Below are 15304 nucleotides of genomic sequence, written 5' to 3'. Positions count from 1 at the left end.
CGCTTTTGAATTCCGGGGCGCGTCGCGCACACGGGCCGTTCGGCCCCGCGCATCGCGGCCCCGTCCGTTTCACACCTTCTTCACATCCGATACCGCCGTGCGTCTGAGCTCGATCAAACTCGCTGGCTTCAAATCCTTTGTCGATCCCACGCATTTCCAGGTTCCGGGCCAGCTTGTCGGCGTGGTGGGCCCGAACGGGTGCGGCAAGTCCAACATCATCGATGCCGTGCGCTGGGTGCTCGGCGAGTCGCGCGCGTCCGAGCTGCGCGGCGAGTCGATGCAGGACGTGATCTTCAACGGCTCGACCGCCCGCAAGCCCGGCAGCCGGGCAAGCGTCGAACTGATCTTCGACAACTCCGACGGCCGTGCGGCCGGACAGTGGGGCCAGTACGGCGAGATCGCCGTGAAGCGCGTGCTGACGCGCGACGGCACGTCGAGCTACTACATCAACAACCTGCCGGCGCGCCGCCGCGACATCCAGGACATCTTCCTCGGCACCGGTCTCGGCCCGCGCGCGTACGCGATCATCGGGCAGGGGATGATCGCGCGGATCATCGAGGCGAAGCCGGAAGAGCTGCGCGTGTTCCTCGAGGAAGCCGCGGGCGTGTCGAAGTACAAGGAGCGCCGCCGCGAGACCGAGAACCGTCTGCACGACACGCGCGAGAACCTGACGCGCGTCGAGGACATCGTCCGCGAACTCGGCGCGAACCTCGAGAAGCTCGAGGCGCAGGCCGTCGTCGCGACCAAATACAAGGAACTCGTCGCCGACGGCGAGGAGAAGCAGCGCCTGTTATGGCTGCTGCGCAAGAACGAGGCCGCGGGCGAGCAGCAGAAACAGCAGCGGGCGATCGAGCAGGCGCAGATCGACCTCGAGGCGCAGACGGCCAAGTTGCGCGAGGTCGAGTCGCAACTCGAGACGCTGCGGGTCGCGCATTACTCGGCGAGCGACGCGATGCAGGGTGCGCAGGGCGCGCTCTACGAGGCGAATGCCGAAGTGAGCCGCCTCGAGGCCGAGATCAAGTTCATCGTCGAATCGCGCAACCGCGTGCAGGCGCAGATCGCTGCACTGAACGCGCAGCGCGAGCAATGGCGCGCGCAGGCCGAGAAGGCGCAGGACGAACTCGAGGAAGCCGAAGAGGCGCGCGCGATGGCCGACGAGAAGGCCGCGCTCGCTGAAGACAATGCGGCGGCGAAGCACGACGCGCTGCCGACCCTCGAAGCGAAGTGGCGCGACGCACAGACGCAGCTCAACGACGAGCGCGCGCGGATCGCACAGACCGAACAGTCGCTGAAGCTCGAAGCCGCGCATCAGCGCAACGCCGACCAGCAGCTCCAGCAGCTTCAGCAGCGCCACGAGCGTCTGAAGTCCGAGGCGGGCGGGCTCGACGCGCCGGACGAGGCGCAGCTCGAAGAGTTGCGCATGCAGCTCGCCGAACAGGAAGAGATCCTCGCCGAATCGCAGGCGCGGCTTGCCGACGCGCAGGAAACGGTGCCGCGCCTCGACGGCGAGCGCCGCGCCGCGCAAGAGCGCGTACAGGCCGAAAGCGCGCAGATCCACCAGCTCGAGGCGCGGCTTGCCGCGCTGAAGCAACTGCAGGAGAACGTGCAGACCGAAGGCAAGATCCAGCCGTGGCTCGACAAGCACGAGCTCGGCGCGCTGCCGCGCCTGTGGAAGAAGCTGCACGTCGAACCGGGCTGGGAAGCGGCGCTCGAGGCGGTATTGCGTGAGCGTCTCGCCGCGCTCGAAGTGTCGAATCTCGACTGGGTGAAGGCGTTCGCGACCGACGCGCCGCCCGCGAAGCTCGCGTTCTATGCGCCGCCCGCGGCCGGCGAACCGGCTGCCGCGGCAGCCGGGCTGCGCCCGGTGCTGTCGCTGCTGCGCATCGACGATGCGGGCATCCGCGCGGTGCTGAACGACTGGCTCGGCAATGTGTACGTCGCCGACGACGTCGCGCAGGCGCTCGCGACGCGCGCGCAACTGCCGGCGGGCGGTGCATTCGTCGTCAAGGCCGGCCACATCGTCACGCGGGTCGGCGTGCAGCTGTACGCAGCCGATTCGGAGCAGGCCGGGATGCTGGCCCGCCAGCAGGAAATCGAAAACCTGACGCGCCAGGTGCGCGCACAGGCACTCCTTGCCGACGAGGCGCGCACGGCCGCCGTGCGGGCGGAAGCCGCGCACACGCAGGCCACCCAGGCGCTGGGCGACGTGCGCGCCCAGGCCGAACGCGCGACGCAGCGCGTGCACGCGCTGCAGATGGACGTGCTGAAGCTCGCGCAGGCACATGAACGCTACACGCAGCGCAGCACGCAGATCCGCGAGGAACTCGAGGAAATCGGCGCGCAGGTCGACGAGCAGCGTGCACTGCGCGCGGAGTCGGAAGCGAACTTCGAGCGTTTCGACGGCGAGCTTGCCGAGTTGCAGGCGCGTTTCGAAGACAACCAGCTCGCGTTCGAAGCACTCGACGAATCGCTGACGCAGGCACGCCAGGAAGCCCGCGACCTCGAGCGCGGCGCGAACGACGCGCGCTTCGCCGCGCGCAACGCCGTCACGCGGATCGACGAGCTCAAGCGCAGCATCCAGGTCGCGCACGAGCAGAGCGAACGCGTCGCCGCCTCGCTGGAAGATGCACGCGCCGAACTCGAAACGATCAACGAGCAGACCGCGCATACGGGCCTGCAGGACGCGCTCGAAATTCGTGCGGTCAAGGAAGAAGCGCTGCAGGCCGCGCGGATCGAACTCGACGACCTGACCGCGAAGCTGCGCGCATCGGACGAGCAGCGTCTCGTTGCCGAACGTTCGCTGCAGCCGCTGCGCGACCGCATCACCGAGCTGCAACTGAAGGAGCAGGCCGCGCGCCTGTCCGTCGAGCAGTTCGCCGAGCAGCTCGCGGCGGCCGAGGTCGACGAGGAAGCGCTGCGCGACAAGCTGACGCCGGATCTCAAGCCGTCGTACCTGCAGGGCGAAGTCACGCGCCTGAACAACGCGATCAATGCGCTCGGTCCGGTGAACATGGCCGCGCTCGACGAGTTGAAGGCCGCCAGCGAGCGCAAGTTGTTCCTTGACGCGCAGTCGGCCGACCTGACCGACGCGATCACGACGCTCGAGGACGCGATCCACAAGATCGACCAGGAAACCCGCACGTTGCTGCAGGGCACCTTCGACGAGGTCAACCGTCACTTCAGCGACCTGTTCCCGCGCCTGTTCGGCGGCGGCCAGGCGAAGCTGATCATGACGGGCGACGAAATTCTCGATGCCGGCGTGCAGGTGATGGCGCAGCCGCCGGGCAAGAAGAACGCGACCATCCACCTGCTTTCGGGCGGCGAGAAGGCGCTGACCGCCACCGCGCTGGTGTTCGCGATGTTCCAGTTGAACCCGGCGCCGTTCTGTCTGCTCGACGAGGTCGATGCGCCGCTCGACGACGCGAACACCGAGCGTTTCGCGAATCTCGTGCGTGCAATGTCCGACAAGACACAGTTCCTTTTCATCTCGCACAACAAGATCGCGATGGAGATGGCGCAGCAACTGATCGGCGTGACGATGCAGGAGCAGGGTGTGTCGCGGATTGTCGCGGTGGACATGGAAACCGCCGCGGGTTTTGCGCAGAATTGACGTTTGACGAAACCGAATCGCGTTCGCGCGGCGCATGGGCGCCCGTTCGCGGTTCCGACGAAAAAGAATTGCTGATGGAGCGTGCATGGACGAGTTGACACTCGGTTTGATCGGCGCGGGCGCCGTCGTGGTGGGCGGCGTCGTGGTCTACAACGCGTGGCAGGGCGCGAAGGTGCGGCGCAAGATGCCGCGCCCGATGCCGGAAGAAGCTGCCGAGGCGATGAATCGCCCCGAGCGCGACGATGAGCGGCCGTTCATCGAGCCGGTGCGCCAGCCCACGCGGCGCGAACCCGCCGCTGCGCCGGCGGCCGCCTTGAGCGCGTCGACCGACGCCGCGCGCGTCGAGCCGACGTTCGGCGGCGTAGCGCCGGCGGACACGCCGGCCGACCTGCAGGCCGAGGCGACCGGCACCGACCTGTCGCCGGAGTCGACCGAATCGACTGCATCGACGGAACAGGCCGTCCACGAAGGTTCGGTGGCTGCCACGTCCGACGCACCGGCGTCCGCGGTATCGGACGAGCCGGTTGAACCCGTGCTGCCGGCTGCGACGACGATCTCGTCGGCGCCTCCCGCGATCGTCGACCGCCGGATCGACTGCATCGTGCCGATTCGTCTCGGCGGATTGCTTCCAGGCGACAAGATACTGCCGGCCGCCCAGCGGCTGCGCCGTGCGGGCAGCAAGCCCGTGCATATTGAAGGCAAGCCGGAAGGCGGCCAGTGGGAGCTGCTGCAGAACGGTGTGCGCTATGAAGAGCTGCGCGCGGCCGCACAGCTTGCGAACCGCAGCGGCGCGCTCAACGAGCTTGAATTCTCCGAATTCGTGACGGGCGTCCAGCAGTTCGCCGATGCAATCGACGGCGCACCGGAATTCCCGGACATGATGGAGACGGTCGCGATGGCGCGCGAGCTCGACGGCTTTGCCGCGCAGTGCGATGCGCAGCTGTCGATCAACGTGATGTCGGACGGCGCGCCGTGGTCAGCGAACTACGTGCAGGCTGTTGCATCGCAAGACGGGCTGCTGTTGTCGCGCGACGGCACGCGTTTCGTGAAACTCGACGCGAAGCAGAACCCCGTGTTCATGCTGCAGTTCGGCGACACGAACTTCCTGCGCGACGACCTCACGTACAAGGGCGGCAACATGATCACGCTGGTGCTCGACGTACCGGTCGCCGAAGAGGACATCCTGCCGTTCCGGCTGATGTGCGATTACGCGAAGTCGCTGTCCGAGCGGATCGGGGCGCGCGTCGTCGACGATTCGCGCCGGCCGCTGCCGGAATCGACGCTGGTCGCGATCGATCAGCAGTTGATGAAGTTGTACGCGAAGCTCGAGGAAGCGGGTATCCCGGCCGGTTCGCCGGTCACGCGTCGCCTCTTCAGTCAGTAACGCGTTTTGCGGGCGGCGGCATCCGGCGCCGCCGCTCGTCGCTGCAGTGCCGCACACACGCCGCCCGCGTGCGCTGCGAGGGGGCGTGTGGCACGCATTGCGTGTCGCCGTCGCGGCATCAAACTGAGATAATCGAACATCCGATTTTTCAGAACGAATCTGTCGCCAGCATGGCCCGAACCCAAGCCGAACCGCCAGCCAGCCAGCCCGACGCGCGTGCCGCGTGGCTGCGCGACCAACTCGAGCGGGCGAACCACGCCTACTACGTGCTCGACCAGCCGGATTTGCCCGACGCCGAATACGACCGGCTGTTTGGCGAGCTGCAGCAACTCGAAACCGATCATCCCGAACTCGTGACGCCCGATTCGCCGACGCAACGCGTCGGCGGCGAAGTGGCAAACGGCTTCACGCCGGTCGTCCATGACGCACCGATGCTGTCGTTGAACAACGGCTTCGCCGACGAGGACATCGTCGCGTTCGACAAGCGCGTCGCCGATGCGCTCGACAAGACGACCGACCTCGCCGGCTCGGTGACCGACCCCGTCGAATACGCGTGCGAGCTGAAGTTCGACGGACTCGCGATCTCGTTGCGCTATGAGCGCGGCGTATTCGTGCAGGCGTCGACGCGCGGCGACGGCACGACGGGCGAGGACGTGACGCAGAACGTCCGCACGATCCGCTCGATTCCGCTGAAGCTGAAAGGTGCACACGTCCCGGCCCTGCTCGACGTGCGCGGAGAGGTGCTGATGTTCAAGCGCGATTTCGCACGCCTGAACGAACGCCAGCGCGCGGCCGAGCAGCGCGAATTCGCGAACCCGCGCAATGCGGCGGCGGGCAGCCTGCGCCAGCTCGACCCGAAGATCACAGCGCAGCGTCCGCTGTCGTTCTTCGCTTACGGCATCGGCGTGCTGGACGGCATGCCGATGCCCGACACGCACAGCGCGCTGCTCGACTGGTACGAGTCGCTCGGCCTGCCGGTGAACCGCGAGCGCGAAGTCGTGCACGGTGCCGAAGGCTTGCTCGGCTTCTTCCACAAGGTCGGCGAGAAGCGCGAGTCGCTGCCGTACGACATCGACGGCGTCGTCTACAAGGTGAACCGGCGCGATGAACAGGATCGCCTCGGCTTCGTGTCGCGCGCGCCGCGCTTTGCACTTGCGCACAAATTCCCGGCGCAGGAAGCGCTGACCAGGCTCGTCGCGATCGACGTGCAGGTCGGCCGCACCGGTGCGATCACGCCCGTTGCACGGCTCGAACCCGTGTTCGTCGGCGGCGCGACGGTGACCAACGCGACGCTGCACAACGAGGATGAAGTACGCCGCAAGGACATCCGGATCGGCGATACAGTGATCGTGCGGCGAGCGGGCGATGTGATTCCGGAGGTCGTCGGCGCGCTGCTCGATCGCCGGCCGGCCGATGCGGTCGAATTCGTGATGCCGACCGAATGCCCGGTGTGCGGCTCGAGGATCGAGCGGCTGCCCGACGAGGCGATCGCGCGCTGCACGGGCGGCCTGTTCTGCCCGGCGCAGCGCAAGCAGGCGCTGTGGCATTTCGCGCAGCGCCGCGCGCTCGACATCGACGGGCTCGGCGAGAAGATCATCGACCAGCTCGTCGAACTGAATCTCGTGCGCACGCCGGCCGACCTGTTCAATCTGGGTTTCGCGACGCTCGCGGAACTCGACCGGTTCGCCGACAAGTCCGCACAGAACCTGCTCGACTCGCTCGAGAAGGCGAAGCACACGACGCTCGCGCGCTTCATCTACGGACTCGGCATCCGGCATGTCGGCGAGTCGACCGCGAAGGATCTCGCGAAGCATTTCGGTTCGCTGACCCCGATCATGGACGCGTCGATCGACGAGCTGCTCGAAGTCAACGACGTCGGGCCGATCGTCGCCGAGTCGCTTCACCAGTTCTTCGCGGAAGAGCACAACCGGACCGTGATCGAGCAACTGCGCGCGCCCGGCAAGGTCACGTGGCCGGAAGGGCCGCCCGCGCCGAAGGCGCCGCAGGGTGTGCTGGCCGGCAAGACGGTCGTGTTGACGGGTACGCTGCCGAACCTCACGCGTGACGCCGCGAAAGAGATGCTCGAAGCGGCGGGCGCGAAAGTCGCGGGCTCGGTATCGAAGAAGACGGATTACGTGGTCGCGGGTGCCGAGGCGGGCAGCAAGCTCGTGAAGGCCGAGGAGCTCGGCATTCCCGTACTGGACGAAGACGGACTGCACCAACTCCTGGAGGGCAATACGCCATGATTCGCGAGATCCTGAAGATGGGCGACCCGCGCCTGCTCGAAGTCGCCAAACCGGTCGAGCGGTTCGATACACCCGAGCTGCACGAGATCGTCGCGGACATGTTCGAGACGATGCATCACGCAAACGGTGCGGGGCTCGCCGCGCCGCAGGTCGGCATCGGGCTGCAGATCATCATCTTCGGCTTCGGCAGCAACAACCGTTATCCGGACGCACCGCCCGTGCCCGAGACCGTGCTGATCAACCCGAAGATCGAGTACATGCCGCCGGACATGGAAGAGGGCTGGGAAGGCTGCCTGTCGGTGCCGGGCATGCGCGGCGTGGTCAGCCGTTACGCGAAGGTGCGCTACAGCGGTTACGACCAGTTCGGCGCGAAGATCGATCGCGTCGCCGAAGGTTTCCACGCGCGCGTGGTCCAGCACGAGTACGATCACCTGATCGGCAAGCTGTACCCGATGCGGATCACCGACTTCACGCGCTTCGGCTTCACCGAGGTGCTGTTCCCGGGGCTCGATCCGGCCGACGACGATTGACCGGCACGCGGACGCCTGCGCGGCGTGACATGCCGTCGCTGCACCGGAAAAGGAAAAGCCCGCGCAAGCGGGCTTTTCCTTTGCGTGGCACGCGCAGCGTGCTCGCCGTCAGAACGTCAGAACGACTCGTCGGCCGACAGATAGCGCCATTGCCCCTGCGGCAGCGCGCCCAGCATCACGCGGCCCATGCGCACGCGCTTCAGGCCGATCACTTCGAGGCCGACTAGCTCGCACATGCGGCGGATCTGACGCTTCTTGCCCTCGCGCAGCACGAAGCGCAACTGCTCGCCGTTCTGCCAGCTCACCATCGCCGGCTTCAGCGCGACGCCGTCGAGTTCGAGGCCGTGGCGCAGCTTCGCGAGTGATTCCGCCGGGAAGTGCTGGTCGATGTCGATGAGCCGCTCGCCGAAGCGCACGCGCACCAGGTATTCCTTGTCGATGTCCGACTGCTCGCCGATCAGTTGCTTTGCGATCCGGCCGTTTTGCGTCAGCACGAGCATGCCGGTCGAATCGATGTCGAGGCGCCCGGCCGGCGCGAGTGCGTGCAGGTGCTGCGGCGAGAAGCGAACCTGCGAGCGGTCGCCGCTCCACTGGTTCGCGCGCGTGATCAGCACGGATGCGGGCTCATAGCCGTCTTCCGCCTGACCGGACACGTAGCCGACCGGCTTGTGCAGCAGGATCGTCACTTGCGCGGCCTGCGCGGCGCTGGCGCGCTCGTCGATCTCGATCTTCTGGTCGGGGCGGACCTTGGTGCCGAGCGTGTCGATGCGTTCGCCGTCGACGAGCACCCAGCCTTTCTCGATCCATTCGTCGGCTTCGCGGCGCGAGCACAGGCCGAGCTCGGACATGCGCTTCGACAGGCGCATCAGGCCAGTTTCGTCGCCGTGATCGATGTCGGCCTCGCGGCGCTTGACGGGTTGCGCGGTTTTCAGTGGCGCGCCGCCCGAGCGGCGCTCGGTGCTGCTGCGTTCGCCGAAGCTGCGCTTCGCACCTTCACCGGCTGCCTTGTCGCGATAGGGCGCGCGCGTGCTGCCTTCGGCACCTGCGCGGCGCGGCCGCGCATCATCGTCGTTGCGGCGGGCCGGGCGATCGGACGACGTGCGGCGTTCGCCGAAGCTGCGCTTCGCGCCTTCACCGGCTGCCTTGTCGCGATAGGGCGCGCGCGTGCTGCCTTCGGCGCCTGCGCGGCGCGGCCGCGCATCGTCGTCGTTGCGGCGGGCCGGGCGATCGGACGACGTGCTGCGTTCGCCGAAGCTGCGCTTCTCGCCGTAGCCGGCTGCCTTGTCGCGGTAGGGCGCGCGTGCGCCGCCTTCGGCATCCGGGCGGCGCGGCCGCGCATCGTCGCTGCGGCGAGCCGGGCGGTCGGACGACGCGCCACGTTCGCCGAAGCTGCGCTTCGCGCCTTCACCGGCTGCCTTGTCGCGATAGGGTGCGCGCGCACTGCCTTCGGCGCTGCGATACGGACGTGCATCGCCGCGCTCGCCGCGACCACCCGGTTTCGCATCGCTGCGATAGCCGCGTTCCGCACCGCCGTCACGCGGTGCCCGCTTTGCCGGAGCGCGCTCCGCATTCGGGCGTTCCGTGCCGCGCGGCTTGAATGCACGTTCGCCGGCGGCTGCCGGCGCAGACGCCTTCTTCGGGCGCGGCGGCTTGTCGGCCGCGGACGGTGCGGCGGGGCGCACGGCCTTGCGGGCGACGAGGCTGCCGGAGCGGACAGGGGCGCGGGTCGGCGACGCCGGCTTCGGATTCTTGACGGTTAATTTGGTGCGCATAAACGCTGGGATTCATTCAGACTGCGATCGCGCGCAGCAATTCGGTTTCGAGCTGGATCTGCAGGCGGTTGTCGGACAGGCTGGCACCGTCGAGCAGGAAGATATCCTCGACGCGTTCGCCGAGCGTATTGATCCGCGCCGCGTGGACGCCGACCTGATGCTCGGCCAGGACGCGCGCGATCGAATAAAGGAGGCCCGGCCGGTCGTTCGCGGACACGGACAGGATGTAGTACTGGCCGCGCTCGTCGGCCCGTAGGTCGACGCGCGGCGTGATCGGAAACGTCCGGGACAGCCGCGACAGACGGCCCTTGGACGGCTCCGGCAGCGATGCGGTTTCGGCGAGCCGCGTCGCGAGTTGCTGTTCGACGAGATTCGCGATGTCGCGGTAACGCACGTCGCGTTCGGTCTGCGTGACGATGAAGTTGTCGAGCGCATAACCGTGCCGTGTGGTGCTCACACGTGCATCGAGCACCGACAGCCCGTTGCGGTCGAAATACGCGCAGATGCCCGCGAACAGGTCGGGGCGGTCCTTCACGTACACGAGTACTTGCAGCGCATCGCCGATCGGCGACGGCCGCGCGCGGACGATCGCGGTTTCGGCATTCACATGCCGGTACAGCACGCGCGTCTGCCATGCGATGTCGGCCGCGTCATGGCGCAGGAAGAAGCCGATGTCGAGCTGATCCCACAGCGCGCGGTGCGCGTCGTCGGGCACGGTCTCGAGGCGCAGCAGCGCAAGTGCTTCCTCCTGCCGCGACTTCAGCTCCGAATGCGCGTCGGGGTTCGCGCCGCCGAGCACCGCGAGCGTGATCCGGTACAGATCCTCGAGCAGCTTGCCCTTCCACGCGTTCCATACCTTCGGGCTCGTGCCGCGAATGTCGGCGACGGTCAGCAGGTACAGCGCAGTGAGCCGGCGCTCGGTGCCGACGAGTTCGGCGAAGCGCTTGATCACTTCCGGATCGCTTGTGTCCTGCTTCTGCGCGACCTGGCTCATCGTCAGGTGATGCTGGACGAGCCAGACGATCAGCGCCGCATCGTCGCCGGTAATCCCGTGCTCGCGGCAGAAGCGCCGCGCGTCGGCCATCCCGAGCGTCGAGTGGTCGCCGCCGCGGCCCTTCGCGATGTCGTGGAACAGCGCGGCCACATACAGCACCCACGGGCGCTCGAAATTGCCGATCAACTGGCTGCAGAACGGGTACTCGTGCGCATGCTCCGCCACTGCGAAGCGGCGGATGTTGCGCAGCACCATCAGGATGTGCTGGTCGACCGTGTACACGTGATACAGGTCGTGCTGCATCTGGCCGACGATGCGGCGGAAATTCAGCAGGTAGCGGCCCAGCACGCTCGTCTGGTTCATCAGGCGGAACGCGTGCGTGATGCCTTCGGGCTGCTGCAGGATCTGCATGAACGTGCGGCGGTTCTGCGGTTCGCGCCGCCACGCGTTGTTCATGATTTCGCGCGAGTTGTACAGCGCACGCAGCGTGCGGGCGGACAGGCCCTTCACGCCCCGGGTCGTCTCGTACAGCAGGAACGCTTCGAGGATCGCGTCGGGATGGCGCTCGAACACGCTGTCGTCGACGATCTCGAGCATGCCTTGCTTCTCGACGAAGCGGTCGGGCGACAGCACGCGCGTGATGCCGCTCGTCGCGGGGAACAACTGTGCCTCGATGTTCTGGATCAGGATCGTCGCGAGCTGCGTGACGGCCTTCGCTGCCCAGTAGTAGCGGCGCATCAGCTGCTCGCTCGTGCGTTTGGCCGGCGTCGGCCGGTAGCCGAAGCTCTCGGCCGCCTGCGTCTGCAGGTCGAAGACGAGCATGTCCTGGCGGCGGCCGGCGATCACGTGCAGCCGCGCGCGCAGCGTCTTCAGGAATCCTTCGTTGCGGCGCAGCTCGCGCGCTTCGCGCTCGGTGATGAGGCCGCGCGTGTCGAGTTCGCGCCAACTGCTGCCGAAACCGGCCGCGCGCGCGATCCACAGGATCGTTTGCAGGTCGCGCAGCCCGCCGGGGCTTTCCTTCACGTTCGGCTCGAGGCTGTACGGCGTGTCCTGGAACTTCGCGTGGCGCTGGCGCATTTCGAGCACCTTCGCGGTGAAGAACGCGCGCGCGTCGAGCGCCTCGTGATAACGCACGGTGAAGCGCTCGAACAGCGCGGTGCTGCCGACGATGCGGCGCGCCTCCAGCAGCGAAGTCTGCACGGTGACGTCCTGCGACGCCTCCTCGATGCACTGGGCAACGGTACGCACGCTGCTGCCGATCTCGAGACCGAGATCCCATGCCATGCCGATGAAGCGCTCGATCCGCGCGTCGAGCGCGGGGTCGTGTGCATCGGGCAGCAGCACGAGGATGTCGACGTCGGAATGCGGTGCCAGCTCGGCGCGCCCGTAGCCGCCGACGGCGACGAGCGCGAGCGTCGCGGGCAGCCCGCAGTCGTCCCATACGCGCCTGAGCGCATCGTCGGTGAGTTTCGACAGCGCGTGCATCAGCGACGCGACATTCGTCGCGCTGCGAAAGCGCTCGAGCATGTCGGTCTTGGCGGCCTTGAATTCGGCGCGCCGCGACAGCGCTTCGGGCGAGGGGGCGGCGTGAGCGCTCATGGGAGGTCGTTCAGGTGCGGGCAGGGCGGGCTGGCGCGACCGCGCTCAGACCGCGGTGGCCGGTTGCGCGAACACCGGCCGCGCGGGCGTGCCGGCCGACACGGTCAGCACGTCGTAACCCGTTTCGGTGACGAGTACCGTGTGTTCCCATTGCGCGGACAGGCTGCGGTCGCGCGTCTTGACGGTCCACTGGTCGGGCATCGTGCGGATGTCGCGCTTGCCGGCGTTGATCATCGGCTCGATCGTGAAGATCATCCCGGCCTTCAGCTCGATGCCGGTGCCCGGACGGCCGTAGTGGACGACCTGCGGATCTTCGTGGAACACCGTGCCGATGCCGTGGCCGCAGTATTCGCGCACAACGCTGTAGCCCTGCGCTTCCGCGTGCTTCTGGATCGCATAGCCGATGTCGCCGAGGTGTGCGCCCGGCTTGACCTGGTCGATGCCGAGCCACATGCACTCGTAGGTGGTCTGCACGAGGCGCTTCGCGAGGATCGAGCCTTCGCCGACGATGAACATCCGGCTGGTGTCGCCGAAGTAGCCGTTCTTGATCACGGTGATGTCGATGTTCAGCGCATCGCCGTTCTTGATTACCTTTTCGCCCGGGATGCCGTGGCAGATCACGTCGTTGACCGAAATGCAGGTCGCCTTCGGGTACGGCGGATAGCCGGGCGGCTGATAGTTCAGCGGCGCGGGGATCGTGCCCTGCTCGTTGAGCATGAATTCGTGACAGAGCCGGTCGAGCTCGGCGGTCGTGACGCCCGCGACGACATGCGGGGTGATGAAGTCGAGCACTTCGCTCGCGAGACGGCAGGCGACGCGCATCTCGGCGATGTCGTGTTCGTTTTTGAGCGTAATAGCCATCGAGGTATGCCTGGAATGCGGTGAATTGACGGATTATCGCACCTTATGGCGGCCCTCGCAGCCCCTGCGGGTGGTGCGGATGCGGGTTTTCGCGGATTGTCCGGCCTGCTGCCGCACGGCAAGCAAAAGTGGCGGGCGACTTGAGAGCCGACAAATCGGCGTGCTATACTCTCTGGCTAAGTCGACATCCAAATGCCGAACCTGCTTCGTGCGGGGCGGTAGTAGCGATGAAAGGCTTGCGGCACGGGCATTTTCGCACGTGCCGAATCGCAAGCCGGCGCAACCAGGGTGCCGGCCGCGCGGAACGAGGGTCCTTCGGACGCGTTCGCGCGGCGGTACGGCAGCCGGCTTAAGACCCAACCCTCGTGGAGAATTTACATGGCAGTTACGATGCGCCAAATGCTGGAAGCGGGTGTCCACTTCGGTCACCAGACGCGCTTCTGGAACCCGAAGATGGCTCCGTTCATTTTCGGTCACCGCAACAAGATTCACATCATCAACCTCGAAAAGACGCTGCCGATGTTCACGGACGCGCAGAAGTACGTGCGCCAGCTGGCAGCTAACCGCGGCACGATCCTGTTCGTCGGTACGAAGCGTCAGTCGCGCGACACGATCGCTCAGGAAGCGCAGCGCGCGGGCATGCCGTACGTCAACGCGCGCTGGCTCGGCGGCATGATGACCAACTTCAAGACGCTCAAGGTTTCGATCAAGCGCCTGAAGGACATGGAAACGGCAGTCGAGGCAGGCGAGCTCGAGAAGATGAGCAAGAAGGAAGCGCTGCTGTTCGAACGCGAAATCGCCAAGCTGCAGAAGTCGATCGGCGGCGTGAAGGACATGGGCGGCATTCCGGACGCGATCTTTGTCGTCGACGTCGGCTACCACAAGATCGCCGTCACGGAAGCGAACAAGCTGGGCGTGCCGGTCATCGCCGTGGTCGATACGAACCACTCGCCGGAAGGTGTGGATTACGTGATCCCGGGTAACGACGACTCGAGCAAGGCAGTCGCGCTGTACGCTGAAGGCGTGGCCGACGCGATCCTCGAGGGCCGTGCGAACGCGGTCAACGAAGTGGTCCAGGCTGCACGCGGCGACGACGAATACGTCGAGGAAAACGCGTAACTGGCCCCGAGCCGGCGCAAAAAGGGGGCTCTCAACAGGCCCCCTTTTTTTAAGCTTGTGCGCCGGACCTGATCGTGCCGAATCGGTGCGGGTCCGGAAACGAATCTCGGCCGTTCGCGTCCAAGCGGGCGGCGTTGTGAATACAGACTCAAGGAGCGAATGATGGCGGCAATTACCGCAAGCATGGTGGCAGAACTGCGCGCAAAGACCGACGCACCGATGATGGAGTGCAAGAAGGCGCTGACGGAAGCCGACGGCGATCTGGCCAAGGCTGAAGAGCTGCTGCGCGTCAAGCTCGGCAACAAGGCGAGCAAGGCGGCTTCGCGCGTGACGGCAGAAGGCGTCGTCGCATCGTTCGTCGGCGGCAACGCAGGCGCGCTGGTCGAACTGAACTGCGAAACCGACTTCGTCGCGAAGAACGACGACTTCCTCGCATTCTCGAAGACCGTTGCAGAACTCGTCGCGACGCAAAACCCGGCTGACGTGGCTGCGCTGTCGGCGCTGCCGCTGGAAGGCTCGACGGTCGACGCAGTGCGTCTGGCCCTGATCGGCAAGATCGGCGAAAACGTCTCGATCCGCCGTTTCGTGCGTTTCGAAACCGCGAACAAGATCGCAACGTACCTGCACGGCGCGCGTATCGGCGTGATCGTCGAGTACACGGGTGCGGAAGAGCAGGTCGGCAAGGACGTCGCGATGCACATCGCCGCGATGAAGCCGGTCGCTCTGTCGTCGGCCGACGTGCCGGCGGAACTGATCGACACGGAACGCCGCGTCGCCGAGCAGAAGGCTGCCGAATCGGGCAAGCCGGCTGAAATCGTCGCGAAGATGGTCGACGGCAGCGTCCAGAAGTACCTGAAGGAAGTGTCGCTGCTGAACCAGACGTTCGTTAAGAACGACAAGCAGACGATCGAGCAGATGCTGAAGGCAGCGAATGCGGCAGTGCAGAAGTTCGCGCTGTTCGTGGTCGGCGAAGGCATCGAGAAGCGTCAGGACGACTTCGCCGCCGAAGTGGCCGCGCAAGTCGCAGCAGCAAAGCAGCAGTAAGCAGTCAGGTAGTATCCGCGGCGGGCGTCCGCTCCGCTGCGGCCGGCGGCGCGGGCGCGCCCGGCGCGGCCGCGCACCGCGGCCGCAGCCCGCCCGGCCGCGCGGAAGATACGCAAGGAGAGAAGAAGCGGGGGAGAGTGAGGAA

General features: G+C 66.7%; 9 protein-coding genes. 6 read left to right on the top strand and 3 right to left on the bottom strand.

The window, feature by feature from the left end:
* The first annotated feature begins 97 nt into the window (after positions 1 to 97).
* The 4 genes from smc to def all read left to right on the top strand — a co-directional run bounded on the left by smc (position 98) and on the right by def (position 7770).
* Positions 98 to 3610: a chromosome segregation protein SMC gene (gene smc, locus DIE13_RS29870; protein ID WP_124830622.1), complete on the top strand. Its 3513-nt coding sequence runs from the start codon at positions 98 to 100 to the stop codon at positions 3608 to 3610.
* 85 nt (positions 3611 to 3695) lie between these two features.
* The gene (locus DIE13_RS29865; RefSeq protein ID WP_124830621.1) at positions 3696 to 4994 is read left to right on the top strand and encodes a cell division protein ZipA C-terminal FtsZ-binding domain-containing protein; all 1299 of its coding nucleotides are present in this window, start codon (positions 3696 to 3698) and stop codon (positions 4992 to 4994) included.
* A 170-nt stretch (positions 4995 to 5164) separates the two neighbouring features.
* Positions 5165 to 7240, top strand: a complete 2076-nt coding sequence (gene ligA, locus DIE13_RS29860) for an NAD-dependent DNA ligase LigA (RefSeq protein ID WP_124830620.1) — start codon at positions 5165 to 5167, stop codon at positions 7238 to 7240.
* On the top strand, positions 7237 to 7770 hold the full coding sequence (def, locus tag DIE13_RS29855) for a peptide deformylase (protein ID WP_124830619.1): 534 nt from the start codon (positions 7237 to 7239) through the stop codon (positions 7768 to 7770). Before ligA ends, def begins: the two co-directional genes overlap by 4 nt.
* A gap of 116 nt (positions 7771 to 7886) precedes the next feature.
* On the opposite strand, the gene DIE13_RS29850 is transcribed toward def, so the two are convergent.
* From DIE13_RS29850 to map, 3 genes are read right to left on the bottom strand one after another with little or no spacing between them, the layout of a single operon-like run.
* Positions 7887 to 9542 carry a pseudouridine synthase gene (locus DIE13_RS29850; RefSeq protein WP_124830618.1) on the bottom strand — a complete coding sequence of 552 codons (1656 nt, stop codon included), beginning with the start codon at positions 9540 to 9542 and terminating at the stop codon, positions 7887 to 7889.
* A gap of 16 nt (positions 9543 to 9558) precedes the next feature.
* Positions 9559 to 12135: a [protein-PII] uridylyltransferase gene (locus DIE13_RS29845; protein WP_124830617.1), complete on the bottom strand. Its 2577-nt coding sequence runs from the start codon at positions 12133 to 12135 to the stop codon at positions 9559 to 9561.
* A 45-nt stretch (positions 12136 to 12180) separates the two neighbouring features.
* Positions 12181 to 12996, bottom strand: a complete 816-nt coding sequence (map, locus tag DIE13_RS29840; protein ID WP_124830616.1) for a type I methionyl aminopeptidase — start codon at positions 12994 to 12996, stop codon at positions 12181 to 12183.
* A 378-nt stretch (positions 12997 to 13374) separates the two neighbouring features.
* Here map and rpsB point away from each other — a divergent pair, with 378 nt between their 5' ends.
* The gene (gene rpsB, locus DIE13_RS29830) at positions 13375 to 14115 is read left to right on the top strand and encodes a 30S ribosomal protein S2 (protein ID WP_124830615.1); all 741 of its coding nucleotides are present in this window, start codon (positions 13375 to 13377) and stop codon (positions 14113 to 14115) included.
* Between the two features lie 162 nt (positions 14116 to 14277).
* Positions 14278 to 15159 (top strand): translation elongation factor Ts, encoded by an 882-nt coding sequence (gene tsf, locus DIE13_RS29825; protein ID WP_050012901.1) that lies wholly within the window; start codon positions 14278 to 14280, stop codon positions 15157 to 15159.
* Positions 15160 to 15304 lie beyond the last annotated feature (145 nt).

Source organism: Burkholderia sp. Bp9016 (assembly GCF_003857765.1).
In the GTDB taxonomy this organism is placed as follows: Bacteria; Pseudomonadota; Gammaproteobacteria; order Burkholderiales; family Burkholderiaceae; genus Burkholderia.
The sequence above is the reverse complement of the archived record's forward strand: the minus strand, read 5'-3'. Positions and strand labels throughout refer to the sequence as shown.

Coding starts and splice junctions, on each gene's coding strand:
- tsf (WP_050012901.1), top strand. CDS start 14,278: ATGGCGGCAATTACCGCAAGCATGGTGGCAGAACTGCGCGCAAAGACC.
- DIE13_RS29850 (WP_124830618.1), bottom strand. CDS start 9,542: ATGCGCACCAAATTAACCGTCAAGAATCCGAAGCCGGCGTCGCCGACC.
- ligA (WP_124830620.1), top strand. CDS start 5,165: ATGGCCCGAACCCAAGCCGAACCGCCAGCCAGCCAGCCCGACGCGCGT.
- DIE13_RS29865 (WP_124830621.1), top strand. CDS start 3,696: ATGGACGAGTTGACACTCGGTTTGATCGGCGCGGGCGCCGTCGTGGTG.
- rpsB (WP_124830615.1), top strand. CDS start 13,375: ATGGCAGTTACGATGCGCCAAATGCTGGAAGCGGGTGTCCACTTCGGT.
- DIE13_RS29845 (WP_124830617.1), bottom strand. CDS start 12,135: ATGAGCGCTCACGCCGCCCCCTCGCCCGAAGCGCTGTCGCGGCGCGCC.
- def (WP_124830619.1), top strand. CDS start 7,237: ATGATTCGCGAGATCCTGAAGATGGGCGACCCGCGCCTGCTCGAAGTC.
- map (WP_124830616.1), bottom strand. CDS start 12,996: ATGGCTATTACGCTCAAAAACGAACACGACATCGCCGAGATGCGCGTC.